The organism is Pontibacter sp. GD13 (assembly GCF_058216355.1).
The window spans coordinates 60877-86469 of record NZ_JBYZMQ010000008.1; the positions used below are offsets into that span (position 1 = coordinate 60877).

The window sequence follows — 25593 nt, forward strand, 5'->3', positions numbered from 1 at the left end:
TGTTTTAGATAAGGGCTAGTATAGATCAGCTTTGCTTTGCCAGCCGCTTGCGCTCCTTCTCGTAAGCCTTTCTTAGCTTCTTCAGCCCTTTGTGATTTTGGGTATACTGCGCGGCCAATACGTCTGCTGTCTTATCTGGCTTCTGTGCCGCATCTTTTAAAGCCAGCTGCTTGCCCAACTGCTCCTGCACCTGCTTGGTTTTACGCCTGGCATAGTTTCTGTCCAGCAGGGAGGTCAGGAGTTGTACCGCAACCTGCTCTTCGTTTATACTTGCCAGGTAAGCCACCACATGCGCCGTGAACCTCTCGTTCTGGTTGCCCTTGGCATAGTTGTAAAGTGAGATATGATCGAGGCCAAACTTGCTCACATTGTTTGCCAGGTAATACGCCCGGGCCGCATTATGTTCTTGTACAGCTTCGGTATATCGCTTTTTAGCAATGTGCCGTTCCACATTCTCCAACATACGCTGATAAGTAGCCGCCGCCGCTATAGCTGTTCGGCCATCTTCGGCTGTAAGCGTGGCAATATGACAGTCTTGCTTTTCGAGAGCCGCTTTAAGGGCCGCCTGATAGGCCTGATCGGCGGCGATAAACTTCTTCTCGCCAATCAGTGCTTGTGCATGCTGATAATGTTTGTCATAAGCAGCCTGCGTGTTCAGGCATTCCTGCGTAGCTATTCGCTCGCGCAGCAGGTTGTACTTGCTCAGCACCTCGGCATCGGTTAGCAGGCCAAACCGGCTTTGCATAGCGGTGGCGGCAGCAGCCGTTTGCCGGGCATTTCCCAAGTCGTTTTGCATCGCCTGTGCGTACCCCTCCGCCAGTTTCGAGAGCAGTATCGGTTTGGCAGCCTGTTGGGCCAACATACCTAACTCCTGCACCGGCTTAAAAGTATAGTGTTGCTCCAGATCCAGGGCGTTTTCAAACTTTTCTAAAGCAGCATCATACTGCTGCTGCCCCAGGTAGTGCTTCCCCATATCTATGTACTGCAGATAGTACTGAAACTTCACCTGCCCCATCAGCTCGGTTGCCTCTCTTTCCCGGCTGAGTACAGCTGCATAGTCCTGCTGGAAAGCCAAGGCTTCCTCAGCTGTGCGTTCCGCCTCTTTCAGGTCGTTGCGGGCCAGCAACCGTTTCCCGTTGTCTACCATACTGCGGTAAGCACCCGTGGCGGCTCGCGCCTCCTCATCGTTTAGCACAGTGATATTGCAACGCAGCCCTCTTGTGGTGGTGCATATTTCGCGCGCATCGGCAATAGCCGCCAGGGCCGCATGGTAGTCTCCGCGGTTGGTCAGGCTGTGGCCTATGCTGACATGGGCTGCGTAGATCTCTTCCAGCAAGGTCATGGCGATGGCTGCTGTCTCGCGGTCGGGGCGCATGCCGGCTAGTACATCGCGCGTGCGGTTGGTTGCCTCTCTGATGTTTCCATTCATGAAGTCGAGGCGGGCCAGTTGCACGTGGGCAGGCGCAAATTGCGGGTTGGCATCAATGGACTTGGCAAAGTAGGCCTGTGCCGCAGAGCGGTTACCATGTTTCAAAAGACCAATCCCCCGGTTAAAGAACTGCTGATCGAGGGTAGCAAAAGCGTATTCAATAGCACGACGGCGCTCCTGCAACACCACATCGAGTTGCCTTAGTTTATAGTTCAGTTGCTGTGGGTCGTGCTGCTCCAGGTTTAACTTTCCCTTGAACTGATCTGCAAGGTTTGCAGCCAAATCTTCCAGTTCCCGCAGGTTTCGTTCCTGCAGTGGCAACCGTTCAATATCATCCGGACGAATGCTTGCGGCGTCCTGCAAGGCGTGCATCACAGTGGCATCGGCAGCATAATAACTCCGGATCAGTTCTAGCTGTGCCTTCACACGGTTTGCGTCGGCTGCGGTGTAAAGCACCTGCTTCTCCTCTATCTTTACCTTGTAGTGCCGATTGGCGGCAGTGTCTGGCAGGGTTACCTCGAACATGGTCCGCTCCTTACCATGCAGCTGCACACGCTGGTGCGTATAAGCTTTCACAAGCTCATTTTTAGCATTCAGCAAGACCACTCGGTAGCGCAATTCTTCCGGCACCAGCACCTCGCTTACATCAAAGCCTTTGATCGTGACATCGCCTGAAACAGCAACGCGGTTCACGCTTATCTTCACCAACAGGTTATCGCCATTGTCGGTTATGCGTGTCTGCTGCTCCAGTTTAACGGTAAACTCCGGACTACGCGAAGGTCGGCCGCCCTGCGCACTCACACCGGCCTGGCTCAGCAGCGAAAAGATGGTGTTCAGGTTTTGCTGGCTTCCGTCAGAACCGGCGCCATACTTCATGAGAAATGCATCCGTGGATGTTTCCTCGAAAACTATTTTGGTTTGTGCCTGCACTGCTATGGCAGCCAGCAACAGGGGCAGAAAAAGTAATGCTCTTTTCATACAGTAGATCTTATAGCATTATTCAGCCTAGTCAAAATCTAGGCCATAATGCCAGCCAGTTCCCGAAAGTATATAAAAAGTATATATTTATTTCTTTTAGGCGACTGGCAAGTGGGGTATCGCATATAAACCCATGCCATTCACGATTATTTGTTAATTTGGCGCTTTGATCAAGCCAAGAACGATGTATCCTTATAAACAACTTTTCAACTTTACCCAGGAGGTATTCCTGCGCATGGGCTGCCCGCCCAAAGATGCCAAGCTTGCCACGGAAGTATTACTGGAGGCAGATCTGAGAGGCGTGGACTCGCATGGCGTGGCGCGCCTAAGCGGTTATGTGCGCCTATGGGAAGCTGGCCGCATCAATGCAAAGCCCAAGATGCGCATTGTGCACGAAACCCCAAGCACGGCCACCGTGGACGGTGACGGTGGGCTGGGTCTGGTAATCGCGCCACGCGCCATGGACATTGCCATCGAAAAGTCGAAGCAGGTAGGCACGGGCTGGGTATCGGTCAGAAATTCGAACCACTTCGGCATTGCCGGCTACCACGCCATGGAGGCTCTATCCTCTAACATGATCGGGATTGCCATGACCAATGCCTCGCCACTGGTAGCCCCCACCTTTTCCACGGAAAGAATGCTGGGCACCAATCCGATTGCCGTTGCAATTCCGGCTGCCAAAAACCCGCCTTTTGTGGCCGATTTCGCCACAGCCTCTGCGGCCAACGGGAAACTGGAGATACTGCAGCGGAAAGAGAAGAAAGCGCCCATCGGCTGGATACAGACAAAAGACGGAGACCGCTCTACCAATGCCAATGAGCTGAAAGAAGGTGGCGCACTTTTACCTTTAGGCAGCGACAGAGTACATGGCAGCCACAAAGGCTATGCCCTGGCCGCTATTGTCGACATTTTTTCGGCGGTACTTTCCGGTGCCAACTATGGCCCCTGGGTTCCTCCGTTTGTTAGTTTTCTGGAGCCCCCATCAGACCCCGTAGGGGAAGGTATCGGGCACTTTTTAGGAGCCATGCGGATTGATGCTTTCCGGCCTGCCGATGAATTTATGGAACACATGGATAACTGGATTGACACGTTCCGATCTGCAAAAGTAATAAAAGGAGAAAAAGCAGTGCTGATACCCGGTGACCCTGAAAGAGAAATGACCGAAAAGCGCCTTAAAAAAGGTATTCCCCTGCTGGCCCCTGTGGAGCGCGACCTGGAGGAATTAGCCAGGAAGTTTCAGGTAAAAATGTAAAAACGGTTTTCCAGGGCTTTAATCATGCAAAACCCGCTGCAGCTTATGATAGCCACAGCGGGTTTTGCATGTAGTGTAATATTTTATTATTCGATCTTTTTACCAGACATCGCCTGCTTGATCGAGATCTGCATCACGCGCTCTGCAAATGGACTGGTTTGTTCTTCGAGTATGTCCACAGCCGTATAGATCGCATCTTTGTCGCCTCCGCCCGCTAACACATCTTTCAGGTGCTGCAGGTTTTTGGAGGTTAGCGCTATTTCTTCGGCTGTGAGGTGCTCTTTATTCTTCTCCACAAAACGCTCCACTTGGTAGAGCATCTGCTCCGCTGACGTGCGCGCCTCTATCTGCATCCGTGTGGCCACGTCTTCCTTCGCATTCAGCATCGAGTCCATGAGCATCTGCTCCACCTGCTCATCGGTGAGGCCATATTGCGGTTTCACCTCTACCTCCTGCTTTGTGCCCGAGCGCACCTCAATGGCTTCTACCTTCAGTATGCCGTCGGCGTTCAATATGAAATTCACATCTACTTTCGGGAAACCTGCAGGCATGGCAGGAATGCCTTTTAGATCGAACTCGGCTAGTTTTCGGTTCTCCTTCACCACATCGCGCTCGCCCTGGTATACGGATATTTTCATGTTGATCTGGCCATCGACAGAGGTAGTGTACTGGCGCCCGGCTTTTGTAGGGATTTTGGAGTTGCGTGGGATGATCGGGTCCATCAGGCCGCCCATGGTCTCAATTCCTAATGTCAGCGGCGTTACATCCAGCAGCAGAATATCTTTCCGGTTGCCGGCCAGAATATCGGCCTGTATAGCAGCACCCAGCGCTACTACCTCATCCGGGTTCAGCGTGTTGTTTGCGGGCCTGCCAAAGAACTCCGACACCGCCTCGTAAACCAAGGGCACGCGCGTAGAGCCGCCTACCATGATCACGGCATCGATCTGCTCTGGCTGCAACCCGGCATCTGCCATGGCCATGCGGCAACTCTCCATTGTTCGGGCTACGATTGGGGCAATAAGGGTTTCGAAAGTATGGCGCTCGATGTGGCACTCGATCTTACCATGCACATTACTGGTAAACACCTCCTGCGAGCTGAGCGCTTTTTTGGCCTCCTCCGCCTTCAGGCGCAACTCCTGCGACAGCTGCTTGTCCTGGTTCAAGGTATCGGCGATCAGTTCATTTTCCTGGATCCAGTGGTTGATCAGGACGCGGTCAAAATCATCGCCGCCCAGGTAGGTATCGCCATTGGTGGAGAGTACTTCAAAAATGCCTTGGTGTATACTCAGAATGGAGATATCAAAGGTGCCGCCTCCCAGGTCATATACCGCTACTGTTTTCTCCTCGTTAGGGTCTATGCCGATGCCGTACGCCAACGCGGCCGCCGTCGGTTCGTTCACGATGCGCAACACATCCAGTCCTGCCAGTTTTCCGGCATCTCGGGTGGCCTGCCGCTGGGAATCGTTAAAGTAGGCAGGCACGGTGATCACAGCACGGTTTACAGGAGTTTTAAGGGAGTGTTCGGCACGCGCTTTCAGTTCCTGCAGGATTTCAGCAGAAAGCTCTATCGGCGAATAAAACTTATCCTTCACCTTTATCTTGACCAGACCTTCGCTGTCGTCGTCGATCACTTTATAGCCAAAATAATCCTTGTGTTCGCCCAGGTCTTTGTACGATTTGCCTAAGAGGCGCTTTACAGAGTAGATGGTATTGGCCGGATCGGTAAGCAAATATTCTTTAGCCTCGTTGCCAACAACAGTTTCGCCCTTATCTGTGAAATGCACTACCGAAGGCACGATGGCGCCGCGGCCCTGGTCGTTGATGGCGATCGGTATTTTATCTTCGGGATGGATGTAAGCCACCAGGCTGTTAGTTGTGCCCAGATCTATCCCTACTATTACTTCTTCCTGCTGTATGGAACCTGTTGAAAGGTTTATTGCGACTTTTGCCATAGTATCTCTTTTAAAGAAGCCGCCGCTTTGGGCAGCGGCTCTGGCCACAAAGTTACAAAAAATTTAGGGAGGGGTTTTGTTTTCGGCCCAGCATCAATTGCTTGCCAGTTATTTCGCATCCAGAACTTGTAAATGGTAAAAAGCACAAAGGGCTGCTCTTAAGAACAGCCCTTTGTGCTTTAATTTAAAGTATACGCTTAATCTTTCTTGGTCACCACGATAAACACATCCTCGTTGGGCCGTTTCATCAGGTATTTTTCGCGGGCATATTTTTCCAGTAACTCCGAATTCCCCATCAGGGCTTTCCGGTCCTTCTCCACCTCCTCCATTTTATCCAGGTAATCGGCGCGTGCTTCCTCCAGTTCGCTCAGCTTGGCACTCATCTGGTACTGCGTCACGAAATCATTGGAATCGAAGAAGAGCATCCATACGAGAAATGACGCGGTGGTAATAAAGTAGAAACTTTTGAAGAACTTTGGAATGCGCTTTAACATGGCGATCTGGATAAAGGTACTTATACAAAAATAAGGCTGTGGGTCGTAAAACCCACAGCCTTAGCCATAAATATTTTATGGAGCCTTTACTTAGAACTTCTTGCCCGGGAAATAGGCTACCTCCCCCAGTTCCTCTTCGATACGAAGTAACTGGTTATACTTGGCCATACGGTCGGAGCGCGAAGCGGAGCCGGTCTTGATCTGGCCAGTGTTCAACGCCACGGCCAGGTCAGCGATGGTGTTATCCTCTGTTTCGCCGGACCGGTGGCTCATTACGCTCTTATAGCCGTGGCGCATGCCCAGGTTAATGGCGTTGATTGTTTCTGTAAGCGTACCGATCTGGTTAACCTTGATCAGGATAGAATTCGCCACGCCCTGATCGATACCCTGCTGCAGGCGGTTTACATTGGTCACGAATAGATCATCGCCTACCAATTGCACTTTGTCGCCGATTTTTTCTGTCAGCGCTTTCCAACCTGCCCAGTCGTCTTCGGCCATGCCATCCTCTATAGAAGCAATCGGATACTTCTCCGTCCATTCTTTCCAATAGCTCACCATTTCAGAAGACGAAAGCTTATCGCCCGTTGATTTTTTGAACACATACTTACCCGAAGCAGAATCATAAAACTCTGAGCTGGCTGCATCCATGGCAATCATCATATCATCGCCTGGCTTATACCCTGCCGCTTCTATTGCCTGAAGCACTACTTCGATCGCCTCTACATTGGACGCAATGTTAGGGGCAAAGCCGCCTTCATCCCCTACGTTTGTAGAAAGTCCTTTTTTCTTCAGCACATTTTTCAGATGGTGGAAAACCTCTGAGCCCATACGAAGCGCCTCAGAGAAAGAGGGGGCCCCCACAGGCATGATCATGAACTCCTGAAAATCGATGGCATTATCGGCATGGCTTCCACCGTTCAGAATGTTCATCATCGGAACCGGCAGGGTGTTGGCATTTACGCCCCCCACATAACGGTACAGCGGCATGTTGAGCTCCTGCGCGGCCGCACGCGCAATCGCCAGCGATACACCTAAAATGGCGTTGGCACCCAGGTTGCTCTTGTTCTCCGTGCCATCCAGCTCGATCATGATCTTATCAAGCAGGTTCTGCTCATACACCGGAAAGCCGATCAGTTCTTCAGTGATCTTTTCGTTTACATTTTTCACAGCCTGCAAAACGCCTTTGCCCATATACTTGTCCTTGTCCCCATCGCGCAGCTCTACTGCTTCATGGATGCCAGTGGAGGCGCCTGATGGCACAGCAGCACGTCCTAAGATTCCGTTTTCAGTAACTACATCTACTTCAACAGTAGGATTTCCGCGCGAGTCGAAGATCTGTCTGGCTTTAATGTCGGTTATAATGCTCATCGTTTTATTTTTTAACTATAGTTTTACTTGATTTTTACTTTGCTCCAAAAGTGCCACAAAATCATCAAACAAATACTCCGAGTCGTGCGGACCCGGGGATGACTCTGGATGGTATTGAACGGAAAATGCCGGCTTTGTTTTCATCCGAATCCCTTCAATTGTGTCGTCGTTGAGGTTGATATGCGTTACTTCCACATCCGGGTGGTTCCTTAGTTGATCGGCATCCACCACGAAACCGTGGTTTTGGCTTGTTACCTCACATCGGCCTGTTATCAGGTTCTTCACAGGATGGTTTAATCCGCGATGCCCATTGTGCATTTTATAGGTAGCAATGCCATTTGCCTCTGCCAATACCTGGTGGCCCAGGCAGATGCCAAAGAGTGGCTTTTGCTTCTCCAGCATTTGCCTAACGCTTTTTACAGCATCTGTGGTTGCAGCTGGGTCACCGGGTCCGTTTGAAATAAAATATCCATCCGGGTTCCATTCTTCCATCGTTTCAAATGAAGAATTATACGGGAAGACTTTTACTTCGCAGCCCCTGCTTACCAAATTGTTAATGATGTTCTTCTTAATTCCTAAATCCAAAACAGCCACCTTATACTTTACGGCCTCGGGCTTAATCTCGTAAACAGTTGCAGTGCTAACTTGTGACGATAATTCGAGGCCAGCCATAGAGGGAACCGTAGCCAGCATACTTTCTAGTTGCTCAATATCGGTAGTTGCGGAAGAGATAATGGCATTCATTGCCCCTTTATCGCGTATGTGGCGGACAAGGGCCCTTGTATCGATCTCACAGATACCGACAATATTCGCATTTTCAAAATACTGCTGTAACGAACCTTCTGCCGTGTTTCTGGAGAAATGGTGAGAAAACTCTTTACAAACTAAGCCTCTTATCTGGACCTGGTCTGATTCAACTTCCTGATGTTGCACCCCATAGTTGCCAACATGAGAAACGGTGGTTACAACAATTTGTCCGAAATAGGAAGGGTCCGTAAAGATTTCCTGATACCCCGTCATACCTGTATTAAAACAAAGCTCTCCACTGGTGGTGCCAATGCGTCCTAAGCTTTTGCCTTTGTATACCGTACCATCTTCTAATAGAAGAATTGCTTCTGTGGTTGTACTATTTTTCATGGTCACAATTTGATACAAAAATAAAAAGGGACACGACTGACGCCGTATCCCTTTCAAAAATATTTAATGATAATGCTTATTCTGCATCTTTCGCTTCTTCGTTAGAATCGGCAACTTCAGCGGAAGTTTCTGGAGTTGTAGTTGGCTCAGTGTCTTTTTTCTTAGCAGAAGAAGAACGACGACGAGACTTCTTAGCTCCAGCAGCAGCTTTGCCAGTTGATGGAAGCATATCCTCGTTATAGTCAACCAACTCGATCACACACATTTCAGCGTTATCACCTAGTCTGTGACCAGTTTTAATAATACGAGTATAGCCACCTGGCCTTGCAGCAATCTTTACAGATACTTCATCAAAAAGTTCTTTGATAGACTCTTTGTCCTGTAGGTAAGAGAAAACCGTTCTTCTTGAATGTGTTGTATCGTTTTTAGATTTTGTAAGCAGCGGCTCTACGTATTTACGCAACGCTTTTGCTTTTGCTACTGTGGTGGAAACGCGCTTGAACATGATTAAAGAAGAAGCAAGGTTGGATAACATTGCCTTTCTGTGTGAAGCGGTTCTTCCTAAGTGATTAATTTTTTTACCGTGTCTCATTAATTTGTATTGTGCACGGGCATACCGTCAATCAACCTTATCAGGGATCGGGAATTATGCCGTAAGTTAATTATTCTTCTTCTAATTTATACTTAGAAAGATCCATACCGAAGGTAAGGCCCTTCTCCTGTACCAGGTTCTCAAGTTCTGTTAGCGACTTCTTTCCGAAGTTTCTAAACTTCATCATGTCCGAGATATCCAACTGAACTAAATCACCGAGAGTTTTAATATCAGCAGCTTTTAAGCAGTTGTAAGCCCGTACAGACAAATCCATATCTTGGAGCGAAGTCTTTAGAACTTTGCGCATGTGCAACAATTCTTCATCAACTGCCTCTTCTTCTTCTGGCTTAGCTGTCTCAAAGGTCATTGTGTTGTCAGAGAAAAGCATGAAATGCTGAATAAGAATATTGGCAGCACCTTTTAAGGCATCTTCCGGATGAATTGAACCATCAGTCTGTATGTCAAGAACTAATTTTTCGTAGTCAGTCTTTTGCTCTACACGGGTATTTTCCACACTAAACTTAACGTTTTTGATAGGAGTAAAAATCGCATCGATAGAGATCAGTCCGAACACTTGGTCACCAGTCTTGTTCTCATCAGCAGGAACATACCCACGGCCTTTCTGAATAGTAAGTTCCACTTCTAAAGTGATGTTCTTATCAAGATGACAAATAACCAGATCCGGATTAAGAACTTCAAAGCTTGTAGTGAAATTATTGATGTCACCGGCTTTAAAAGTGTCCTTTCCGTTGATTGTGATGGTAATCTTATCATCTAACACCTCACTCACCTTCTTGAAGCGAGCCATTTTCAAGTTAAGAATGATATCAGAAACATCCTCTACCACTCCTTCAACAGATGAAAACTCATGCAGTACACCAGGTAAGCGAACACTGGTAATTGCGTAACCTTCCAGTGAAGATAACAGAATTCTTCGCAGTGCGTTACCGATGGTTACGCCGTAACCTTTTTCAAGCGGCTTGAATTCAAATAAACCATGAAAGTCGTCGGCTTTTTCCATTACAACTTTCTCTGGCATTTGAAATGCTAATATTGACATACTTGCAGTGTTAAAGGTTAAAAATTGATTAAGCTGATTACTTAGAGTAAAGCTCGACGATTAGCTGCTCCTGGATTTTCTCAGGGATCTGCTCACGCTCAGGCGTAGCTACCAACTTACCAATCATCTCACCTGCACTCCACTCTAACCAGCTAAACTGACGCGCATTACGTACAGAAAGACTAGTCGTGATCGCTTCAAGAGACTTAGATTTCTCTCTAACGGCTACAGCCTCACCAACTTTTAAGCTATAAGAAGGTATGTTCACTATCTCACCATTCACGGTGATGTGCTTGTGTAAAACCAACTGACGTGCTGCTCTTCTTGTTGGAGCAATACCCAAACGGTATACTACGTTATCTAAACGCGACTCAAGCATGATAAGCAAATTCTCTCCAGTAATGCCCCCCTTACGGTGCGCCTTCTGAAACAGATTCGCAAACTGCTTTTCTAAGATGCCGTAGATGTATTTAGCCTTCTGCTTTTCAGCTAGCTGAATAGCGTATTCAGACTGCTTTTTACGACGTCCTCTTCCGTGCTGCCCAGGAGGGTAGCTTTTCTTTTTTAATGCTTTGCTTGGGCCAAAAATCTCTTCGTTAAACTTTCTTGAGATCTTGCTTTTAGGACCAGTATATCTTGCCATTTTATTTAATCTACTTTAAAAAATTAAACTCTTCTGCGCTTAGGAGGACGACATCCGTTGTGAGGTAATGGCGTAACATCTTTGATAGAAGTTACTTCGATGCCAGAATTCTGAACAGTACGGATGGCGGACTCTCTACCTGCACCAGGACCTTTAACGAAAACCTCAGCTTTGCGCATACCTAAGTCATAAGCAACCTTAGCACAATCTGAAGCTGCCATTTGTGCAGCGTAAGGAGTGTTCTTTTTAGAACCTTTGAAACCCATTTTACCGGCAGAAGCCCAAGAAATAACTTGCCCGGTGTTGTTGGTAACAGATATGATAATGTTATTGAAAGAAGCTTTGATGTGTACTTGGCCAGTTGATTCAACAACGACAACACGCTTTTTAGCTTTATCTTTTCTTTTCTGAGCCATGATTAATGATTATTTAGTAGCCTTCTTCTTGTTTGCAACTGTTTTACGCTTTCCTTTTCTAGTGCGCGAGTTATTCTTCGTGCGCTGTCCGCGAACAGGTAAACCTTTACGGTGTCTCAAACCCCGGTAGCAACCAATATCAAGAAGACGCTTAATGTGTAACTGTACTTCTGATCTTAAAACGCCTTCTGTTTTATGATCAGCAGCTATAACGTTACGGATTTCATTAGCTTCATCCTCAGTCCAGTCTTTAACCTTTTTGTCAAGATCCACCCCGGCTTTGTTTAAGATAGTTTGAGAAAGGTTACGGCCAATGCCATAAATATACGTCAAAGCTATTTCACCTCTTTTGTTATCCGGAATATCTACTCCTGCTATTCTTGCCATACTCTTTTAATTATCCTTGTCTTTGTTTATATCTTGGATTTTTTTTGTTGATTACATAAAGTTTCCCCTTGCGGCGGATAACCTTACATTCAGCACTTCTCTTTTTTACTGACGCTTTAACTTTCATTGTAATTTATTTATATCGATAAACAATTCTCCCTTTAGTCAGATCATAAGGCGACATTTCTAATTTTACTCTGTCGCCTGGTAAAATTTTGATGTAGTGCATTCTCATTTTACCCGAAATATGAGCTATAACCTGATGACCATTTTCAAGCTCTACACGGAACATTGCGTTCGAAAGGGCTTCAATAATTGTTCCGTCTTGCTCTATAGATGACTGTTTCGCCATTTATTGTTGTTTAGCTTGTTCTATATATTCAAAAGTTGTTAAAATCTCGGCTTTATCTTTCCGCACTACTACCGTGTGCTCAAAATGTGCGGAGGGCTTATTATCTCGGGTCCGAATAGTCCAACCATCCTCCTCCTGCACAACATGCCTGGTACCAAGATTTACCATGGGTTCAATCGCAATCACGAGTGCATTTTGTAATTTAATTCCTTGTCCTCGCTTGCCGTAGTTAGGAACCTCAGGAGACTCATGTAAGTTCCTTCCAAGTCCGTGACCTACTAACTCTCTTACAACACCATATCCGTTAGTTTCTGCATGCTGCTGTACCGCATAGCTTATATCTCCTAACCTTGCTCCAACCACAGCATGATCGATGCCTTTGTAAAGAGATTCCTGCGTTATTTTCAATAAATCAGAAACTTCTTTAGTGACATTTCCCACTGCGTGCGTATAAGCGCAATCACTGTGGAATCCATGTTTAAAAACACCACAATCCACAGAAATAACATCGCCGTCTTTCAGAGTATACTTACTGGGCATACCATGTACAACAGTAGAATTAACTGAAATGCAAAGGCTGAAGGGGAAGCCATTATAGTTTTTGAAAGAAGGAGTAGCACCATTATCCAAAATAAACTCCTCTGCTCGTCTGTCCAGTTCTAATGTTGAGACGCCCTCTTTCACGAGAAAAGCTATTTCGCCATGCGCTTTACTTAATATTAAAGCACTCTGGCGAATTAGCTCTATTTCTTCTTCCGTTTTATAAAATATCATCTATTAGGATACCATGGCAATGTTCTCAGTTCGGCCTCTTAGCTTACCAGATTTCATCATGCCATCATAATGTCTCATTAATAAATAACTTTCTATCTGCTGTAAAGTGTCTAACACCACACCAACCATAATGATCAAAGATGTACCTCCAAAGAATTGCGAAAACTCTCTGGTCACACCTAAAAGCATAGCTATAGAAGGGAAAATCGCAACCAATGCCAGGTATATTGCTCCTGGTAAAGTTATTCTGGTTAATATAGTATCAATGTATTCAGAAGTAGTCCTTCCAGGTTTAACACCTGGTATAAAGCCGCCACTTCTTTTTAAGTCATCTGCAATTTGATTCGGGTTGACACTGATCGCTGTATAGAAATACGTGAACAGAAGAATCATTAAACCAAACACCAAGTTATACTGCCACGATGTAAAATCGGAAAAAGTAGATCCTATATAATTTGCTGTATCACTGGAGTCCGCCCAAATCGATGCGATCATTGAAGGCAGGAACATAAGCGATTGTGCAAAGATTATAGGCATCACACCCGCTGCATTCACTTTTAAAGGTATAAACTGGCGTTGTCCGCTGTACAGTGAGTTACCTCCTACCTGTTTGGCATATTGAACCGGAATTCTTCTAATCGCTTGAGTCAACATTACTACTGACATAACCACAAAGAACAGCACAGCTATCTCAAATATTAGTAATAAGGCACCATTCAGTTGTTTAGATAAGAATTCTGCCACAATTGCACCTGGAAATCGTGACACAATACCAATCATTATCAACATCGAGATACCATTTCCGATGCCTTTATCAGTAATTTTTTCTCCTAACCACATACAAAATATCGTGCCTGAAGTAAGAACGATCATAGATGTGATTGTGAACAACGTCATGTTAATAACTATCGCTTCTGCATTTATAGTGGCTACAAAACCAACAGCCTGTGCAAGAGTAATAATTATAGTTAGAACTCGGGTAATTTGGTTGATTTTCTTCCGACCAGACTCACCCTCCTTCTGCATTTTTTGAAAATAAGGAACAGCAATTGTTAATAGCTGCAATACAATTGATGCTGAGATATAAGGCATGATACCTAACGCAAAGATGGATGCATTGCTAAATGCACCACCTAGGAAAGTATCTAACAAACCAAACAAGCCTCCTGTATTAGCTTGTAGTTGATTAGGGTCCACGCCAGGAAGAACAACATAAGAACCCAATCTAAAAATAGCTATGAATAAAAGAGTATTTAATATACGAACTCTTAAATCATCTATAGCCCAAATGTTCTTAATTGTTGTTATAAACTTCTTCATATCAACTAGATCGCAACTGATTTACCGCCTGCTTTTTCAATAGATTCTATTGCTGATTGAGAAAATGCGTGTGCATGTATCTCTACAGCTTTATTTATCTCGCCTCTGCCCAACACCTTGATTTTGTCGTTTTTCTGTACCAAACCGTGTGCCTTGAAGTACTCAAAGTTGAACACAGTCTCATTGCCAGATTCAGCTAAAGCTTGAATAACGTCGATATTTATTCCCTTATACTCTTTTCTGTTAATATTCTTGAAACCGTACTTTGGAACACGTCGTTGAAGGGGCATCTGACCACCTTCAAATCCTGACTTCTGAGAATAACCAGAACGTGATTTAGCACCTTTATGACCTCTAGTAGAAGTACCACCTCTACCAGATCCTGTGCCTCTACCTATTCTTTTTCGGGTCTTTACAGCACCTTCCGCAGGTTTTAAAGTATTTAAATACATTTTAAATGTCTTTTACTTCTACTAAATTATGAACCTTGTTAATCATACCAGCAATCTGAGGTGTTAATTCAACAGTTACTGATCTACTGATTTTACCGAGACCTAGAGCTTGTAAAGTAAGCTTTTGCGACTTTGGTCTATCAATTTTGCTTTTGATTTGTGTTATTATAACCTTAGCCATCTCATTTAACCGTTAAATACCTTCTGTAAATTTACTCCTCTCTGTTGTGCAACAGCTAAAGGATCACGCATTTTAGAAAGTGCATCAAAAGTAGCTTTAACTACGTTATGAGGGTTAGATGATCCTTTAGACTTACAAAGTACATCCTTTATACCAGCACTTTCCAAAACAGCACGCATAGCACCTCCTGCAATAACACCTGTACCCGGAGCTGCTGGCTTAACCAAAACAAAACCTCCAGAATACTTTCCCTCCATAGAATGGGGAACAGTGTTATGATAAACGGGAACTTTTACCAAATTCTTTTTTGCGTCATCAATACCTTTGGCTATAGCATCTGTTACTTCGTTGGCTTTGCCTAATCCATATCCAACGACTCCATTACCATCACCTACAACTACTATAGCAGCGAAACTAAATCTTCTACCACCCTTAACAACTTTGGCAACGCGGTTTATAGCAACTACTTTCTCCTTTAGTTCGATTTCGCTAGCCTTAACGCTTCGTATATTATCCTTCAACATAAATTTTTAGAATTTTAGGCCAGCTTCACGAGCGCCTTCTGCCAATGATTTTACTTTACCATGGTATAAATAACCTGAACGGTCAAAAACTACCTGGTTAATTCCCTTCTCAAGGGCTAATTCAGCAATTGCTTTTCCTACTTTGTTTGAAGTATCTATGTTTGCCTTTGCATCATCAAGTTTAACTGAAGAAGCAGCTACCAATGTTTTACCAGTAGTATCATCAATTATCTGGGCATAGATTGCTTTATTGCTTCTAAAAACAGATAATCTTGGTCTTTCAGCCGTACCAGATATCTTATTCCTGATACTTCTCTTAATTCTAAGTCTTCTTGTTACTTTATTCGCAGACATGATGATGGTTATTTAGATGCTGTCTTACCAGCTTTTCTTCTGATTACTTCACCTACGAAACGAATACCCTTACCTTTATATGGCTCAACCTTACGTAGTGATCTGATTTTAGCAGCTACTTGACCAATCAACTGCTTGTCATTACTTTCAAGTGTAATAACGGGTGCCTTTCCCTTTTCTGTAACTGCAGTAGCAGAAACCTCTGCTGGTAAAGACATAAAGATGTTGTGAGAGTAGCCCAGAGCAAGTTCAAGAATATCACCTTGAACAGTAGCTTTATAACCTACACCTACTAACTCCAACTTTTCAGTATATCCTTGGCTAACGCCAACGATCATATTATTGATCAAAGATCTGTAAAGACCGTGCATTGCTTTATGACGCTTTTGCTCAGTAGGACGCTCAACTATAATTTGGTTATCCTCTGTCTTTACAATAATATCTTTATCTACTGGAGTGCTTAATGAACCTTTAGGGCCCTTAATGGTCACAACATTGTCTTTTCCGACGCTAACATCTATGTTACTAGGTAGGTCGATCGGCAATTTTCCTATTCTTGACATTGTCTATCCTCCTATTAATAAACGTAACATAACACTTCGCCACCAACATTAAGTGATCTAGCCTCCTTCTCAGTCATCACACCTTTAGAAGTAGAAAGTATTGCTACACCAAGTCCATTGAGAACTCTGGGCAACGACTCACTACCGGCATACTTTCGAAGTCCTGGCTTACTGATCCTCTCAATTTTCACAATAGCAGACTGCTTTGTGTTAGGGTTGTACTTGAGGGCGATTTTAATTGTGCCTTGTACTGAAGAATCTTCAAACTTATAACTCTGAATATATCCTTTCTCGTACAGTACTTTTGTAATCTCTTTTTTAATCTTGCTAGATGGTATTTCAACTATCCTGTGGTTTGCCTTAATGGCATTACGCACCCTAGTTAAATAATCTGCTATTGGATCTGAGTTCATTCCGAAACACTTAAATAATTGAATGCTTACTCTAAGCGAGCGGCAAAGATACGAATATCTTCTTTACTTTCTCACTATAGTAAGAAAATTTTACCAGCTCGACTTCGTTACACCTGGGATTTTTCCCATTACTGCAAGTTCTCTGAAAACTACGCGAGAAACGCCGAATTTTCTCATGTATCCCCTAGGACGACCAGACAGTTTACAACGGTTGTGTAATCTAACTGCCGATGAATTGCGTGGAAGTTTATCCAACGCATCATAATCGCCGTTAGCTTTAAGTTCAGCTCTTTTAGCCGCGAACTTTGCTACCAGTTTCTGTCTTTTAAGCTCTCTAGCTTTTACTGCTTCCTTAGCCATAATTTATTTCTTGATGTTAGTGAACGGCATCCCGAATGCTTTTAACAACTCATAGCTCTCTTCATCAGTATTAGCTGTTGTTACAAAAGTAATGTCCATGCCTGAGATAGACTTAATTTTGTCAATGCTAATTTCTGGGAAGATAATCTGCTCTTTGACACCAAGGGTATAATTACCACGTCCGTCAAAACCTTTCTCATTTACACCTCGAAAGTCACGAACGCGTGGTAAAGCGATAGTCAGAAGACGATCCAGAAATTCATACATCTTCTCACCTCGCAGGGTTACTCTTGCCCCAATCGGCATACCTTCACGAAGTTTGAAGTTAGAAACAGATTTTTTAGCAATTGTAGCTACTGCTTTCTGTCCAGTAATCGTAGAAAGTTCTTCGACTCCGAGATCAACCAGTTTTTTATCAGCAACAGCTGCACCAATTCCCTTATTAATAGAAATCTTGGTAATTTTTGGCACCTGCATGATGTTCTTATACTGGAACTTTTCCTTCAGGGCAGGCACTACCTCATTCTGATATTTTTCTTTTAATCTTGTAGTAGCCATTTTAGATAATTTCTCCTGTTTTAATAGAGTAACGCTCTGTCTTACCTTCGCTGTTCTTCCTTGTTCCTGCTTTAAATGTTTCGCCTTTAGTATTTACTAAAGCAACATTGCTAGCATGCATAGGTGCCTCAATTTTGGATATTCCACCCTGAGGGTTTTTCGCGCTTGGCTTCGAGTGCTTCGTCACCATGTTTAAACCTTCAATTGTTACTCTCTGCTTTTCTAGATTAACAGCTATAATACGGCCTGTTTTACCGCGTTCATCACCAGCAATAACCTTAACTGTGTCGCCGGTTTTCACATGAAGTTTTTTCTTATTCATCTTTCTCTGAATTAGGGTTTTAAAGAACTTCAGGGGCTAACGATACAATTTTCATGAACTGTTTTTCTCGAAGTTCACGGGCTACCGGCCCAAATATACGGGTACCGCGTGGCTCATTATTAGCATTCAAAAGAACGGCCGCATTGTCATCAAAGCGAATATATGATCCGTCTTTTCTTCTAACCTCTTTTTTTGTTCTTACAATAACTGCTTTCGATACAGTTCCTTTTTTAATGTTTCCAGAAGAAAGGGCTGATTTTACAGTCACAACTATTCTATCACCTATCGAGGCGTACTTTTTGCCAGTACCACCTAAAACACGGATACATAATACCTCTTTGGCACCACTATTATCCGCTACAGTAAGTCTTGATTCCTGTTGTATCATTTTACTTCGCCCTTTCTATAATTTCTACTAAACGCCAGTTTTTATTCTTGCTAAGCGGACGTGTTTCCTGAATTCTTACATAGTCACCTATGTTGCACTCATTCTTCTCGTCGTGAGCCATGAATTTTGTAGACTTGCTTAGAAACTTCCCATACATAGGGTGTTTCATTCTGCTTTCCACTATAACAGTGATAGATTTGTCCATCTTGTTGCTAACAACCTTACCACTTCTTTCTTTTCTAAGATTTCTCTCGTTCATGATCTAAATAAGTATTAAGAGTTAGCTTCAATTTCACGACGACGAATTTCCGTGTTAAGACGGGCGATGGTACGCTTTGTCTCACGTATCTTCATCGGGTTCTCCAACGGAGATATAGCATGTGCAAAACGAATATTTTGCATGTTGGAGCGCTCAGCGTTAAGCTTCTCTTTTAGTTCCTCTAAAGATAAAGCTGTTATCTCTACATTTTTCATATACTATTTCTCAACGTAATCTCTACGTACTACAAATTTAGTTTTAACAGGAAGTTTTTGCGCTGCAAGTCGAAGCGACTCCTTAGCAACTTCCATAGAAACACCATCAGATTCAAACATGATAGTGCCTGGTTTAACAACTGCTACCCAATACTCAGGTGAACCTTTACCTTTACCCATTCGAACTTCGGCAGGCTTCTTAGTAATAGGTTTATCAGGGAAGATGCGGATCCAAACTTGACCCTCACGTTTCATTGCTCTCGTCATCGCGATACGAGCTGCCTCAATCTGGCGGCTTGTGATCCAAGATGCCTCCAGCGATTTGATTGCAAAAGATCCAAATGAAATAGTACTGCCTCTATGAGCCAGCCCCTTCACGCGGCCTTTTTGCATTTTTCTATATTTCGTCCTTTTAGGCTGTAACATTTTCTAATACTTAATAATGTTATAGAACAATTATTGACGACGCTTACGCTTAGGGGCTCCCTCTGCTTTCTTGCGTCCACCGCGTCTGTCACCAGAAGCTGAACCAGGTCCTTTGCTCTCTAAACCAGCATTTGGAGTAAGATCTCTCTTACCATATACTTCGCCTTTAAAGATCCAAACTTTGATACCTAGCTTACCATAAACCGTCTGTGCTTCAGAAAGTGCATAGTCGATATCAGCACGTAAAGTATGAAGAGGAGTTCTTCCTTCCTTATAATGCTCCGTTCTTGCCATCTCAGCACCGCCTAAACGACCTGAAACTTGAACCTTGATACCTTCAGCACCAACTCTTAAAGCAGAAGCTATAGCTTGCTTCATGGCACGTCGGAAAGAGATACGAGCTTGTAACTGCTGCGCGATCGATTCGCCAACAAGTTTAGCATCTAATTCAGGGCGCTTAATTTCAAAGATGTTTATCTGTACATCCTTGTTCGTTAACTTCTTTAGCTCTTCCTTGATTTTATCTACTTCTTGCCCACCTTTTCCAATAACTACTCCCGGACGGGCTGTATTTACTGTAATGGTGATACGCTTAAGGGTTCTCTCGATTATTATTTTAGAAATTCCGCCTTTTGGAATACGTGCTAAAATATACTTTCTGATTTTCTCGTCTTCAATCAGCTTCTCAGCGAAATCTTTGCCGCCATACCAGTTAGAATCCCAACCTTTAATAATGCCAAGTCGAAAACCGATCGGATTTACTTTCTGTCCCATATCTTACTTACTGGCTTTGTTAGATTTTTTTGATTGCTTCTCTAGTTTCTCTTCAGTCATGCTGTCAATCACTAAAGTCACATGATTCGATCTCTTCCTGATTCTATACCCTCTTCCCTGTGGAGCAGGGCGAAGACGTTTCAGCATTTTACCTTCATCAACAAAAATCTCTTTGATATAAAGGTTGGCATCCTCGATTCGAGCATCTTCATTCTTCAACTGCCAATTTGATAAAGCAGATAAAAGAAGCTTCTCGATTCGAGCTGCACCCGCATTTGGTTCAAATTTTAATAAACCCAATGCCTTAGATACGCTTTTGCCGCGCACTAAATCAGCTACTAATCTCATTTTGCGAGGAGAAGTAGGCACACTTTTTAATTTTGCTACTGCTTCCATAATTAACGCTTGCCTTTATCTTTTTTAGCAATATGACCTCTAAAGTTACGTGTTGGAGCAAACTCCCCAAGTTTATGTCCTACCATGTTTTCGGTAACATAAACTGGAATAAATTTATTTCCATTATGTACTGCGAATGTATGACCAACGAACTCTGGAGAAATCATAGACCTTCTTGACCAAGTCTTGATAACTGTTTTTTTCCCAGCCTCATTCATCACATCGACTTTATTCTGGAGCCTATAGTCAATATAAGGCCCTTTTTTTAATGATCTAGCCATTTATTTTTTCTTTCCTCTGTTAACTATAAGCTTTTCAGAATACTTATTTTTGTTTCTAGTCTTCAGACCTTTAGACAATAAGCCTTTACGTGAACGTGGGTGTCCACCTGATGATTTTCCTTCACCGCCACCCATCGGGTGATCAACTGGGTTCATCGCTACACCACGTACCCTAGGACGCCTGCCTAACCAACGTTTACGACCTGCTTTGCCTAGCTTAACGTTCATGTGGTCAGAGTTAGAAACAGTTCCTACTGTCGCAAAACAATTAACCAGTACCATTCTCAATTCACCTGAAGGCAACTTCAATGTTGCATATCTTCCTTCACGCGCTACTAACTGGGCATAAGAACCAGCACTTCGTGCCATTGTTCCACCGTTACCTGGCTGCAGCTCAATATTGTGAATGATAGTACCTAGAGGAATATCAGATAGAGGTAAACAGTTGCCAACTTCAGGAGCTATGCCTGAACCAGAAACTATCTCAGTACCAACTTGTAAACCTGCTGGAGCAATGATATAGCTTTTCTCTCCATCTACATAGTAAAGTAATGCAATACGAGCCGTTCTGTTTGGATCATACTCAATTGACTTCACAATTGCAGGCACACCATGCTTGCTGCGCTTGAAATCTACTACTCTGTACTTTCTCTTATGACCACCGCCCATATAGCGCATCGTCATTCTACCTGAGTTATTGCGTCCACCGGATTTTGAGATGGGTGCCAACAAAGATTTCTCAGGAGTAGTTGCCGTTATTTCATCGAAGGCAGGAGCTACTCTAAATCTTTGACCCGGTGTTGTCGGTCTTAACTTTTTTAAAGCCATTTCTACTTAATTATATGCCGCTGTAAAAGTCTATTACTTCACCTTCTTTCACGGTGACGATTGCTTTTTTAATCAAAGATGTACGGCCAGACACTGCACCAGACTTTGTATATTTTGTCTTTAGCTTCCCTAGTGATCGCATCGTAGCTACTTTCACGATGGTTACACCATACATCTTCTCTACTGCTTTTTTGATTTCAACCTTATTGGCTTTCTTATCTACTTCAAAAGCGTACTTACCAACCTCGTTCATGGCAGCAAACTTTTCTGTGATCAGTGGTCTTTTCAGAACGTTCATAATTATGCGCTAAAGAGGTTTTCTAATACTTTCACTGACTCTTCTATCAACACTAGTTTTTCTGTGTTCAGCAGGTCATATGTGTTGAGGTCCATCGCTTGAGAAACTTTTACTTTCTTCAGGTTTTTACCAGACTTTACAACATTCATATCCACTGCCGGGAAAACCACCAATGTTTTACCAGTTAAGTTCAGGTTGCCTAAAATTGAAACGAATTCCTTCGTTTTTGGGGAATCGAATGTGAACGACTCTATCAAGGCTACTTTATTATCACGAGCTAACAAAGAAAGAGCTGATAAACGCGCTACTTCTTTCAGCTTTTTATTGAGCTTAAAGCTATAGTTTCTTGGCTTCGGTCCAAATACTCGGCCACCACCTATAAATACAGGTGATTTTAAACTGCCAGCACGGGCTCCGCCTGTGCCTTTTTGCTTTTTGATTTTCTTTGTCGAACCGGCAACTTCACCGCGTTCTTTAGACTTATGCGTCCCCTGTCTTTGATTTGCCAGGTACTGCTTCACGTCAAGATACATTGCATGCTCATTTGGCTCAAGACCAAATATAGCATCAGAAAGCGTCACCTTCCTGCCTGTATCCTCCCCTTTAATATTTAATACAGAAAGCTCCATTTTACTTCTCAATTAACACGTAAGAATTTCTGGCACCTGGTACTGAGCCACTAACTACCAATAGGTTTTTCTCTGCGATCACTCGGATAACAGTAAGGTTTTGGATCTTAACCCTGTTACCGCCCATTCTACCAGCCATTCGCATACCTTTAAACACGCGTGATGGCCAGGAGCATGCTCCGATTGAACCAGGGTGTCTTGCACGGTTATGCTGGCCGTGAGTCTGACCGCCCACACCAGCAAAATTGTGACGCTTAACTACGCCTTGGAAACCTTTACCTTTTGACGTTCCAACAACGTCCACAAACTCACCTTCTACAAATAGATTTGCATCTACTGTGTCTCCCAGGTTAAAAGAAGAGCCTTCCACATCAAATTCAGCAACTCTCTTTTTTGGAGAAGTATTTGCCTTCTTGTAATGACCTGCTTCCGCTTTCGTTACTCTTTTTAGCTTTTTCTCACCATAACCGAGCTGTACAGCTTCGTAGCCATCAGTCTCGACTGTCTTCACTTGAGTAACTACACACGGACCTGCTTGAATAAGCGTCACGGGAGTGTATTTACCATCTGCTGTGAAGAGGCTTGTCATTCCGATTTTTTTACCGATAATTCCAGGCATTCAACTTGTTTTTAAAAAGATGGATGTTTATTAATTTGTCCCCTCAGTTTTGCTAAGGGAGTGCAAAGTTAACAAATTTTCAATTGCTATAACAAACCTTTTCTAAATTATTTACTATCAGCCTTTAAAATAAAAAAGGAGAGCTTTCGGGGCTCTCCTTTTTTATTTTAAAGGCATCTATCACACTTTGATCTCAACGTCTACGCCGCTAGGAAGCTCCAGCTTCATCAGCGCATCTACTGTTTTAGAGCTTGTTGAATAGATATCCACCAGTCTCTTATAGGTGCAAAGTTGGAACTGCTCACGCGACTTTTTGTTCACGTGTGGAGAACGAAGTACGGTGAACTTATCCTTCTCAGTAGGAAGAGGAATAGGACCACTCACAATAGCCCCAGTTGCTTTTACAGCTTTCACAATCTTCTCAGAAGACTTATCAACTAAGTTGTGATCGTAAGACTTAAGCTTTATTCTTATTTTCTGATTCATTTTATTGATTATTTAGCTGCTGTTCCTTTTACTTTGGCAATAATGCCGTCTGCCAGGTTTTGAGGTACTTGCTCATAATGAGCAAAAGTAAGGGAGGCAGTTGCTCTTCCTGAAGTAATGGTACGAAGATCGGTTACATAACCAAACAGTTCAGAAAGCGGAACGTCTGCTTTTACCACTGTGGCTGTTCCTTTCGTATCCATACCTTTCATGATACCCCTTCTTCTGTTCAGGTCACCTGTTACCGGTCCTGTGTACTCATCCGGCGTCACAACGTCAACTGACATGATCGGCTCCAGAAGTTTCGGAGCACATTGCTTACCCGCTTCTTTGAAACCCTGACGCGCTGCAAGTTCAAACGAAAGCGAATCGGAGTCAACGTCGTGGAATGAGCCATGGAACAAACGTACCTTCATGGAATCAATAGGGAAGCCGGCAAGTATACCATTCTTCATTGCCTCCTCAAATCCTTTCTGTACTGCCGGAATAAACTCCTTTGGAATTATACCACCTACAATTCCATTCACAAACTCCAACCCTTGTTTACCATCTTCACGAGGGCCCATCTCAAATACGATGTCAGCAAACTTACCACGACCACCTGACTGCTTCTTAAACACTTCTCTGTGTTCTACAGACTTAGTAATGGTTTCTTTGTATGCCACCTGAGGTGCGCCCTGATTCAACTCTACCTTAAACTCACGTTTCATGCGGTCGATGATGATCTCCAAGTGAAGCTCACCCATTCCGCGCAGAATGGTTTGTCCTGTTTCTTCGTCTGTATTCACCTGCAACGTTGGATCCTCTTCGATCAGCTTGGCTATTGCCATACCCATCTTATCAGAATCTGCTTGTGACTTGGGCTCGATTGCATAACCAATCACTGGTTCAGGGAAATCCATGGACTCCAGTACTATTTTAGCACTCTGATCACACAGTGTATCTCCTGTTTTAATATCTTTGAAACCAACTACCGCACCGATATCACCTGCACCTAATCTTTCGATCTGGTTTTGCTTGTTAGCGTGCATCTGGAAAATTCGGGAAATACGCTCCTTATTATTTGAACGCGTATTGTACACATAAGAACCCGACTCCAACACACCAGAATATGCTCTTACAAAGCAGAGACGACCAACATAAGGGTCCGTTGCAATTTTAAAAGCTAATCCTGCAAATGGCTCCTTTTCGCTTGGTTTGCGGAATATCTCTTCTCCTGTATCAGGATTTAAGCCCTTGATACTTTCCTTATCCATTGGAGACGGACAAAGTGCCATCACATAGTCCAGCATTGTCTGCACTCCTTTGTTCTTAAAAGAAGAACCACATAACATAGGCACAATTGCCATGTCGATTGTAGCTGCACGTAAAGCCGCGATTATCTCGTCTTCCGTGATAGAGTTAGGATCTTCGAAGTATTTCTCCATCAAAGACTCATCGTACTCTGCTACTGCTTCCAGAAGTTTCTCCCTGTATTCAGTAGCTTCTTCGAGCATATCATCTGGAATGGCGACTTCAGTAAATGTCATCCCTTTATCTTCGTCGTTCCATTCTATGCCTCGGAAGTTTACCAGGTCAACCACTCCGCGGAAGTTATCTTCGCTTCCTATCGGTAACTGCAGCGCTACGGCATTGCTGCCCAGCATTTCTTTCACTTGCTTACATACAGCCAGGAAATCAGCACCTGAACGGTCCATTTTGTTTACGAAGCCTATTCGAGCGACTTTGTAGTTATCCGCCAGGCGCCAGTTAGTCTCAGACTGTGGCTCTACACCATCAACCGCACTAAATAAAAACACCAAGCCGTCCAATACACGCAGCGATCTGTTTACTTCAACAGTAAAGTCTACGTGTCCTGGAGTATCAATAATATTGATATGATAATCATCGCCTCTGTATGGCCATGTTACAGTTGTAGCTGCTGAAGTAATGGTGATACCACGCTCCTGCTCCTGCTCCATCCAGTCCATGGTTGCTGCACCATCATGTACTTCACCAATTTTGTGGCTTACGCCAGCATAATACAGAATACGCTCAGTCGTAGTGGTTTTACCAGCATCGATATGCGCGGCAATACCAATATTTCTTGTGTATTTTAAGTCTCTTGCCATTA

General features: G+C 43.9%; 37 protein-coding genes. 1 reads left to right on the forward strand and 36 read right to left on the reverse strand.

Going from position 1 to position 25593, the window contains the following annotated elements; translation table 11 throughout:
• Window positions 1-25 precede the first annotated feature (25 nt).
• Window positions 26-2407, reverse strand: coding sequence for a hypothetical protein (locus AC4BAN_RS12145; RefSeq protein WP_490564679.1), 2382 nt, complete (start codon window positions 2405-2407; stop codon window positions 26-28).
• Between the two features lie 184 nt (window positions 2408-2591).
• Here AC4BAN_RS12145 and AC4BAN_RS12150 point away from each other — a divergent pair, with 184 nt between their 5' ends.
• A complete protein-coding gene (locus AC4BAN_RS12150; RefSeq protein ID WP_490564680.1) occupies window positions 2592-3659 on the forward strand; it encodes an Ldh family oxidoreductase in 1068 nt (355 codons plus the stop codon).
• An 86-nt stretch (window positions 3660-3745) separates the two neighbouring features.
• Here AC4BAN_RS12150 and dnaK read toward each other — a convergent pair whose 3' ends face one another.
• The 35 genes from dnaK to fusA form a co-directional block, all read right to left on the reverse strand.
• Entirely contained in the window at window positions 3746-5611 is a 1866-nt protein-coding gene (dnaK, locus tag AC4BAN_RS12155; RefSeq protein WP_490564681.1) for a molecular chaperone DnaK, read from the reverse strand.
• Between the two features lie 197 nt (window positions 5612-5808).
• Window positions 5809-6105, reverse strand: a complete 297-nt coding sequence (locus AC4BAN_RS12160; RefSeq protein WP_490564682.1) for an FtsB family cell division protein — start codon at window positions 6103-6105, stop codon at window positions 5809-5811.
• A gap of 90 nt (window positions 6106-6195) precedes the next feature.
• Entirely contained in the window at window positions 6196-7473 is a 1278-nt protein-coding gene (gene eno / locus AC4BAN_RS12165) for a phosphopyruvate hydratase (RefSeq protein ID WP_490564683.1), read from the reverse strand.
• 15 nt (window positions 7474-7488) lie between these two features.
• Complete coding sequence (gene carA, locus AC4BAN_RS12170; protein ID WP_490564684.1) at window positions 7489-8610, reverse strand: glutamine-hydrolyzing carbamoyl-phosphate synthase small subunit; 1122 nt, start codon at window positions 8608-8610, stop codon at window positions 7489-7491.
• A gap of 76 nt (window positions 8611-8686) precedes the next feature.
• Complete coding sequence (gene rplQ, locus AC4BAN_RS12175; RefSeq protein WP_490564685.1) at window positions 8687-9202, reverse strand: 50S ribosomal protein L17; 516 nt, start codon at window positions 9200-9202, stop codon at window positions 8687-8689.
• Window positions 9203-9272: 70 nt separating this feature from the next.
• Window positions 9273-10262, reverse strand: coding sequence for a DNA-directed RNA polymerase subunit alpha (locus AC4BAN_RS12180; protein ID WP_490564686.1), 990 nt, complete (start codon window positions 10260-10262; stop codon window positions 9273-9275).
• Between the two features lie 37 nt (window positions 10263-10299).
• Window positions 10300-10905, reverse strand: a complete 606-nt coding sequence (rpsD, locus tag AC4BAN_RS12185; protein WP_490564687.1) for a 30S ribosomal protein S4 — start codon at window positions 10903-10905, stop codon at window positions 10300-10302.
• A 23-nt stretch (window positions 10906-10928) separates the two neighbouring features.
• Window positions 10929-11321: a 30S ribosomal protein S11 gene (gene rpsK, locus AC4BAN_RS12190; protein WP_490564688.1), complete on the reverse strand. Its 393-nt coding sequence runs from the start codon at window positions 11319-11321 to the stop codon at window positions 10929-10931.
• Between the two features lie 9 nt (window positions 11322-11330).
• Entirely contained in the window at window positions 11331-11708 is a 378-nt protein-coding gene (rpsM, locus tag AC4BAN_RS12195; protein WP_490564689.1) for a 30S ribosomal protein S13, read from the reverse strand.
• Between the two features lie 10 nt (window positions 11709-11718).
• Window positions 11719-11835, reverse strand: a complete 117-nt coding sequence (gene rpmJ / locus AC4BAN_RS12200) for a 50S ribosomal protein L36 (RefSeq protein WP_007654264.1) — start codon at window positions 11833-11835, stop codon at window positions 11719-11721.
• Window positions 11836-11841: 6 nt separating this feature from the next.
• The gene (gene infA / locus AC4BAN_RS12205) at window positions 11842-12060 is read right to left on the reverse strand and encodes a translation initiation factor IF-1 (RefSeq protein WP_377503297.1); all 219 of its coding nucleotides are present in this window, start codon (window positions 12058-12060) and stop codon (window positions 11842-11844) included.
• Window positions 12061-12834, reverse strand: a complete 774-nt coding sequence (map, locus tag AC4BAN_RS12210) for a type I methionyl aminopeptidase (protein WP_490564690.1) — start codon at window positions 12832-12834, stop codon at window positions 12061-12063.
• A 3-nt stretch (window positions 12835-12837) separates the two neighbouring features.
• Window positions 12838-14154, reverse strand: coding sequence for a preprotein translocase subunit SecY (secY, locus tag AC4BAN_RS12215; protein ID WP_490564691.1), 1317 nt, complete (start codon window positions 14152-14154; stop codon window positions 12838-12840).
• A 5-nt stretch (window positions 14155-14159) separates the two neighbouring features.
• A complete protein-coding gene (gene rplO / locus AC4BAN_RS12220) occupies window positions 14160-14606 on the reverse strand; it encodes a 50S ribosomal protein L15 (RefSeq protein WP_490564692.1) in 447 nt (148 codons plus the stop codon).
• Window position 14607: 1 nt separating this feature from the next.
• A complete protein-coding gene (gene rpmD / locus AC4BAN_RS12225) occupies window positions 14608-14787 on the reverse strand; it encodes a 50S ribosomal protein L30 (protein WP_490564693.1) in 180 nt (59 codons plus the stop codon).
• A 5-nt stretch (window positions 14788-14792) separates the two neighbouring features.
• On the reverse strand, window positions 14793-15311 hold the full coding sequence (gene rpsE / locus AC4BAN_RS12230) for a 30S ribosomal protein S5 (protein WP_490564694.1): 519 nt from the start codon (window positions 15309-15311) through the stop codon (window positions 14793-14795).
• Between the two features lie 6 nt (window positions 15312-15317).
• A complete protein-coding gene (gene rplR / locus AC4BAN_RS12235) occupies window positions 15318-15665 on the reverse strand; it encodes a 50S ribosomal protein L18 (RefSeq protein WP_490564695.1) in 348 nt (115 codons plus the stop codon).
• Window positions 15666-15673: 8 nt separating this feature from the next.
• Window positions 15674-16228 carry a 50S ribosomal protein L6 gene (gene rplF, locus AC4BAN_RS12240; protein ID WP_490564696.1) on the reverse strand — a complete coding sequence of 185 codons (555 nt, stop codon included), beginning with the start codon at window positions 16226-16228 and terminating at the stop codon, window positions 15674-15676.
• A gap of 14 nt (window positions 16229-16242) precedes the next feature.
• Window positions 16243-16641 carry a 30S ribosomal protein S8 gene (gene rpsH / locus AC4BAN_RS12245; protein WP_490564697.1) on the reverse strand — a complete coding sequence of 133 codons (399 nt, stop codon included), beginning with the start codon at window positions 16639-16641 and terminating at the stop codon, window positions 16243-16245.
• A gap of 90 nt (window positions 16642-16731) precedes the next feature.
• Window positions 16732-17001 carry a 30S ribosomal protein S14 gene (rpsN, locus tag AC4BAN_RS12250; RefSeq protein ID WP_490564698.1) on the reverse strand — a complete coding sequence of 90 codons (270 nt, stop codon included), beginning with the start codon at window positions 16999-17001 and terminating at the stop codon, window positions 16732-16734.
• Between the two features lie 3 nt (window positions 17002-17004).
• Complete coding sequence (rplE, locus tag AC4BAN_RS12255; RefSeq protein WP_490564699.1) at window positions 17005-17559, reverse strand: 50S ribosomal protein L5; 555 nt, start codon at window positions 17557-17559, stop codon at window positions 17005-17007.
• A gap of 1 nt (window position 17560) precedes the next feature.
• The gene (gene rplX / locus AC4BAN_RS12260; protein ID WP_490564700.1) at window positions 17561-17881 is read right to left on the reverse strand and encodes a 50S ribosomal protein L24; all 321 of its coding nucleotides are present in this window, start codon (window positions 17879-17881) and stop codon (window positions 17561-17563) included.
• 19 nt (window positions 17882-17900) lie between these two features.
• Entirely contained in the window at window positions 17901-18269 is a 369-nt protein-coding gene (rplN, locus tag AC4BAN_RS12265) for a 50S ribosomal protein L14 (RefSeq protein ID WP_490564701.1), read from the reverse strand.
• Between the two features lies 1 nt (window position 18270).
• Window positions 18271-18528 carry a 30S ribosomal protein S17 gene (gene rpsQ, locus AC4BAN_RS12270; RefSeq protein WP_490564702.1) on the reverse strand — a complete coding sequence of 86 codons (258 nt, stop codon included), beginning with the start codon at window positions 18526-18528 and terminating at the stop codon, window positions 18271-18273.
• A 14-nt stretch (window positions 18529-18542) separates the two neighbouring features.
• Window positions 18543-18743 (reverse strand): 50S ribosomal protein L29, encoded by a 201-nt coding sequence (rpmC, locus tag AC4BAN_RS12275; protein WP_490564703.1) that lies wholly within the window; start codon window positions 18741-18743, stop codon window positions 18543-18545.
• A 3-nt stretch (window positions 18744-18746) separates the two neighbouring features.
• On the reverse strand, window positions 18747-19169 hold the full coding sequence (gene rplP, locus AC4BAN_RS12280) for a 50S ribosomal protein L16 (protein ID WP_490564704.1): 423 nt from the start codon (window positions 19167-19169) through the stop codon (window positions 18747-18749).
• A 30-nt stretch (window positions 19170-19199) separates the two neighbouring features.
• Window positions 19200-19943 carry a 30S ribosomal protein S3 gene (gene rpsC / locus AC4BAN_RS12285; protein WP_490564705.1) on the reverse strand — a complete coding sequence of 248 codons (744 nt, stop codon included), beginning with the start codon at window positions 19941-19943 and terminating at the stop codon, window positions 19200-19202.
• 3 nt (window positions 19944-19946) lie between these two features.
• Window positions 19947-20339 carry a 50S ribosomal protein L22 gene (gene rplV, locus AC4BAN_RS12290; RefSeq protein WP_490564706.1) on the reverse strand — a complete coding sequence of 131 codons (393 nt, stop codon included), beginning with the start codon at window positions 20337-20339 and terminating at the stop codon, window positions 19947-19949.
• A 2-nt stretch (window positions 20340-20341) separates the two neighbouring features.
• Window positions 20342-20620, reverse strand: a complete 279-nt coding sequence (gene rpsS / locus AC4BAN_RS12295) for a 30S ribosomal protein S19 (protein WP_490564707.1) — start codon at window positions 20618-20620, stop codon at window positions 20342-20344.
• Window positions 20621-21448: a 50S ribosomal protein L2 gene (gene rplB / locus AC4BAN_RS12300; RefSeq protein ID WP_490564708.1), complete on the reverse strand. Its 828-nt coding sequence runs from the start codon at window positions 21446-21448 to the stop codon at window positions 20621-20623.
• A 10-nt stretch (window positions 21449-21458) separates the two neighbouring features.
• A complete protein-coding gene (gene rplW, locus AC4BAN_RS12305) occupies window positions 21459-21746 on the reverse strand; it encodes a 50S ribosomal protein L23 (RefSeq protein ID WP_490564709.1) in 288 nt (95 codons plus the stop codon).
• A gap of 2 nt (window positions 21747-21748) precedes the next feature.
• Window positions 21749-22375, reverse strand: coding sequence for a 50S ribosomal protein L4 (rplD, locus tag AC4BAN_RS12310; RefSeq protein ID WP_490564710.1), 627 nt, complete (start codon window positions 22373-22375; stop codon window positions 21749-21751).
• Between the two features lies 1 nt (window position 22376).
• Window positions 22377-22994, reverse strand: a complete 618-nt coding sequence (gene rplC, locus AC4BAN_RS12315; protein ID WP_490564711.1) for a 50S ribosomal protein L3 — start codon at window positions 22992-22994, stop codon at window positions 22377-22379.
• A 180-nt stretch (window positions 22995-23174) separates the two neighbouring features.
• The gene (rpsJ, locus tag AC4BAN_RS12320; protein WP_007654312.1) at window positions 23175-23480 is read right to left on the reverse strand and encodes a 30S ribosomal protein S10; all 306 of its coding nucleotides are present in this window, start codon (window positions 23478-23480) and stop codon (window positions 23175-23177) included.
• Window positions 23481-23488: 8 nt separating this feature from the next.
• The gene (fusA, locus tag AC4BAN_RS12325; RefSeq protein ID WP_490564712.1) at window positions 23489-25591 is read right to left on the reverse strand and encodes an elongation factor G; all 2103 of its coding nucleotides are present in this window, start codon (window positions 25589-25591) and stop codon (window positions 23489-23491) included.
• Window positions 25592-25593 lie beyond the last annotated feature (2 nt).

Coding starts and splice junctions, on each gene's coding strand:
- AC4BAN_RS12180 (WP_490564686.1), bottom strand. CDS start 10,262: ATGTCAATATTAGCATTTCAAATGCCAGAGAAAGTTGTAATGGAAAAA.
- secY (WP_490564691.1), bottom strand. CDS start 14,154: ATGAAGAAGTTTATAACAACAATTAAGAACATTTGGGCTATAGATGAT.
- rpsD (WP_490564687.1), bottom strand. CDS start 10,905: ATGGCAAGATATACTGGTCCTAAAAGCAAGATCTCAAGAAAGTTTAAC.
- rpmJ (WP_007654264.1), bottom strand. CDS start 11,835: ATGAAAGTTAAAGCGTCAGTAAAAAAGAGAAGTGCTGAATGTAAGGTT.
- rplD (WP_490564710.1), bottom strand. CDS start 22,375: ATGGAGCTTTCTGTATTAAATATTAAAGGGGAGGATACAGGCAGGAAG.
- rplR (WP_490564695.1), bottom strand. CDS start 15,665: ATGTCTGCGAATAAAGTAACAAGAAGACTTAGAATTAAGAGAAGTATC.
- dnaK (WP_490564681.1), bottom strand. CDS start 5,611: ATGGCAAAAGTCGCAATAAACCTTTCAACAGGTTCCATACAGCAGGAA.
- fusA (WP_490564712.1), bottom strand. CDS start 25,591: ATGGCAAGAGACTTAAAATACACAAGAAATATTGGTATTGCCGCGCAT.
- rpsH (WP_490564697.1), bottom strand. CDS start 16,641: ATGAACTCAGATCCAATAGCAGATTATTTAACTAGGGTGCGTAATGCC.
- rpmD (WP_490564693.1), bottom strand. CDS start 14,787: ATGGCTAAGGTTATAATAACACAAATCAAAAGCAAAATTGATAGACCA.
- rpsS (WP_490564707.1), bottom strand. CDS start 20,620: ATGGCTAGATCATTAAAAAAAGGGCCTTATATTGACTATAGGCTCCAG.
- rpsQ (WP_490564702.1), bottom strand. CDS start 18,528: ATGAACGAGAGAAATCTTAGAAAAGAAAGAAGTGGTAAGGTTGTTAGC.
- map (WP_490564690.1), bottom strand. CDS start 12,834: ATGATATTTTATAAAACGGAAGAAGAAATAGAGCTAATTCGCCAGAGT.
- infA (WP_377503297.1), bottom strand. CDS start 12,060: ATGGCGAAACAGTCATCTATAGAGCAAGACGGAACAATTATTGAAGCC.
- AC4BAN_RS12145 (WP_490564679.1), bottom strand. CDS start 2,407: ATGAAAAGAGCATTACTTTTTCTGCCCCTGTTGCTGGCTGCCATAGCA.
- rpmC (WP_490564703.1), bottom strand. CDS start 18,743: ATGAAAAATGTAGAGATAACAGCTTTATCTTTAGAGGAACTAAAAGAG.
- eno (WP_490564683.1), bottom strand. CDS start 7,473: ATGAGCATTATAACCGACATTAAAGCCAGACAGATCTTCGACTCGCGC.
- rplE (WP_490564699.1), bottom strand. CDS start 17,559: ATGGCTACTACAAGATTAAAAGAAAAATATCAGAATGAGGTAGTGCCT.
- carA (WP_490564684.1), bottom strand. CDS start 8,610: ATGAAAAATAGTACAACCACAGAAGCAATTCTTCTATTAGAAGATGGT.
- rplN (WP_490564701.1), bottom strand. CDS start 18,269: ATGATACAACAGGAATCAAGACTTACTGTAGCGGATAATAGTGGTGCC.
- rplB (WP_490564708.1), bottom strand. CDS start 21,448: ATGGCTTTAAAAAAGTTAAGACCGACAACACCGGGTCAAAGATTTAGA.
- rpsE (WP_490564694.1), bottom strand. CDS start 15,311: ATGTTGAAGGATAATATACGAAGCGTTAAGGCTAGCGAAATCGAACTA.
- rplP (WP_490564704.1), bottom strand. CDS start 19,169: ATGTTACAGCCTAAAAGGACGAAATATAGAAAAATGCAAAAAGGCCGC.
- AC4BAN_RS12160 (WP_490564682.1), bottom strand. CDS start 6,105: ATGTTAAAGCGCATTCCAAAGTTCTTCAAAAGTTTCTACTTTATTACC.
- rplC (WP_490564711.1), bottom strand. CDS start 22,994: ATGCCTGGAATTATCGGTAAAAAAATCGGAATGACAAGCCTCTTCACA.
- rplF (WP_490564696.1), bottom strand. CDS start 16,228: ATGTCAAGAATAGGAAAATTGCCGATCGACCTACCTAGTAACATAGAT.
- rpsJ (WP_007654312.1), bottom strand. CDS start 23,480: ATGAATCAGAAAATAAGAATAAAGCTTAAGTCTTACGATCACAACTTA.
- rplO (WP_490564692.1), bottom strand. CDS start 14,606: ATGTATTTAAATACTTTAAAACCTGCGGAAGGTGCTGTAAAGACCCGA.
- rpsK (WP_490564688.1), bottom strand. CDS start 11,321: ATGGCTCAGAAAAGAAAAGATAAAGCTAAAAAGCGTGTTGTCGTTGTT.
- rpsN (WP_490564698.1), bottom strand. CDS start 17,001: ATGGCTAAGGAAGCAGTAAAAGCTAGAGAGCTTAAAAGACAGAAACTG.
- rpsC (WP_490564705.1), bottom strand. CDS start 19,943: ATGGGACAGAAAGTAAATCCGATCGGTTTTCGACTTGGCATTATTAAA.
- rpsM (WP_490564689.1), bottom strand. CDS start 11,708: ATGGCAAGAATAGCAGGAGTAGATATTCCGGATAACAAAAGAGGTGAA.
- AC4BAN_RS12150 (WP_490564680.1), top strand. CDS start 2,592: ATGTATCCTTATAAACAACTTTTCAACTTTACCCAGGAGGTATTCCTG.
- rplW (WP_490564709.1), bottom strand. CDS start 21,746: ATGAACGTTCTGAAAAGACCACTGATCACAGAAAAGTTTGCTGCCATG.
- rplQ (WP_490564685.1), bottom strand. CDS start 9,202: ATGAGACACGGTAAAAAAATTAATCACTTAGGAAGAACCGCTTCACAC.
- rplX (WP_490564700.1), bottom strand. CDS start 17,881: ATGAATAAGAAAAAACTTCATGTGAAAACCGGCGACACAGTTAAGGTT.
- rplV (WP_490564706.1), bottom strand. CDS start 20,339: ATGGAAGCAGTAGCAAAATTAAAAAGTGTGCCTACTTCTCCTCGCAAA.